This window comes from Streptomyces sp. NPDC055078 (assembly GCF_053607985.1).
In genome coordinates this window covers 1-1,692 of sequence record NZ_JBSGUP010001056.1, presented here as the reverse complement: position 1 = coordinate 1,692, position 1,692 = coordinate 1, and the positions used below count along the sequence as shown (strand labels likewise).

The window sequence follows — 1,692 nt, the reverse complement described above, 5'->3', positions numbered from 1 at the left end:
TGAGCGCGCGGGTCAACGCGACGGCGCGAACGATCGCCGACTCCGCTCCCGTCGCGATGCGGGCCGCCCGGCAGAATCTCCAGGCCGCGCTGACCCTGTCGCTCGGCGAGTACCTGCCGGTCGAGGGCGACCGGCTGATGACCCGCGCCCAGGCGAAGGAGGACGTCACGGAAGCGCTGCGGGCCTTTGTCGAGAAGCGCCCGCCCGCCTTCTTCTCCGCGTCCCGCTGACGGCCGTCCCCGGCCACGGCGAGGCTTGAACAGATTTTCACTTCATCTCGCCAGTCACACCCGACTGCCATGGCCGTGGAACGATCCGGCACACAAAGATGTCGATTACATCTTTACTTACAGGCGCATCACGGAGAGGATTCCGAGCATGGACCTCAATCATTGGCACATATTCCGGGTGATAGCGGCAGAACTGCCCGACCGCGAGGCTCTGATCCAGGGAGAGCGCCGATTCACTTATGCTCAGCTCGCCGACCGCACGTCCAGGCTGGCCAACGCCCTCCGGAGCCTCGGCCTCGGCGCCCGTACGCCCCGGTCGGAGCTGGCGCCCTGGCAGGTCGGACAGGACCGGGTCGCCCTGCTCATGCACAACTGCCCGGAGTACGCCGAGGGTCTTCTCGGCGGCTTCGCGGCACGGGTCGCCCCCTTCAACGTCAACTACTCGTACGTCCCCGACGAACTGGCGTATCTCTTCGACGACGCCGACGCCTCAGCCGTCGTCTACCAGGCCCGGTTCGCACCCCGGCTGGCGAAGACCCTGCCGCTGCTCCGCCGCCGCCCGCTGCTCATCCAGATCGCCGACTCCTCGGGCGAGCCGCTGCTGCCCGGCGCCGTGGACTACGAGTCCGCCCTCGCTGCCGCCGACCCCACCGCGCCCGCGGACCAGTCGCCCGACGACATCAAACTCCTCTACACCGGCGGCACCACAGGCATGCCCAAGGGCGTCATCTGGCGTCAGGGCAGCCTGTGGCAGAGCATGCTCGCCCGGGGCAGGCACCGCCAGGGCGTCACGCTGGAGACCCTCACCCGCGACGCGGCGGCCCGCCCGGGCAGCCGCTCGCTGGTCTGCGCGCCGATGATGCACGGCGGCGGGGCGCTCAACGCGCTCGGGTCCCTGGTCTACGGCGACACCATCGCCTTCCCCGCCAACACCGAACGCCTCGACCCGGCCGAGGTGTGGCGCACGATCGAGCGGGAGCGCGGCGAGGCCATGCTGATCGTGGGCGAGGCGTTCGCCCGCCCCCTGCTCAAGGAGCTGAGCACCGGCGGCTACGACACCTCCAGCCTGCGCATGCTGCTGACCGGCGGTGCCCCGGTGAGCCGGCAGACCAAGGACACCGTCGCCCGCGATCTGCCCCATGTCACGCTCTACGAGCTGATGGGCGCGTCGGAGACCGGCGGCGCGCTCCAGCGCACCGACCGCAGCGGGGAGAAGCGCCTGGACCCCGGAGTCTTCCGCCCGCGCCCCGGCGCCGATGTCACCGTCGTCAGCGCCGACCGCACCCACCGGGAGGCCCCCGGACACCCGGACTCCGGCTGGCTCGCGGTCGCCGGCAACATCCCGCTCGGCTATCTGGGCGACCGGACCAAGACGGAGGCGACCTTCGCCACGGTCGACGGCACCCGCTGGTCCGTCCCCGGCGACCGGGCGCTCCTGCGCGCCGACGGCCTGATCGAGATC

General features: G+C 71.0%; 1 protein-coding gene and 1 pseudogene. Both read left to right on the top strand.

Annotated elements, in window-relative coordinates:
- Positions 1-230, top strand: a pseudogene (locus tag ACWF94_RS40090) (enoyl-CoA hydratase); the annotation flags it as partial.
- 148 nt (positions 231-378) lie between these two features.
- Positions 379-1,692, top strand: a 1,314-nt coding sequence (locus tag ACWF94_RS40085) for an AMP-binding protein (protein ID WP_453500166.1), incomplete at its 3' end; no start/stop codon positions are given.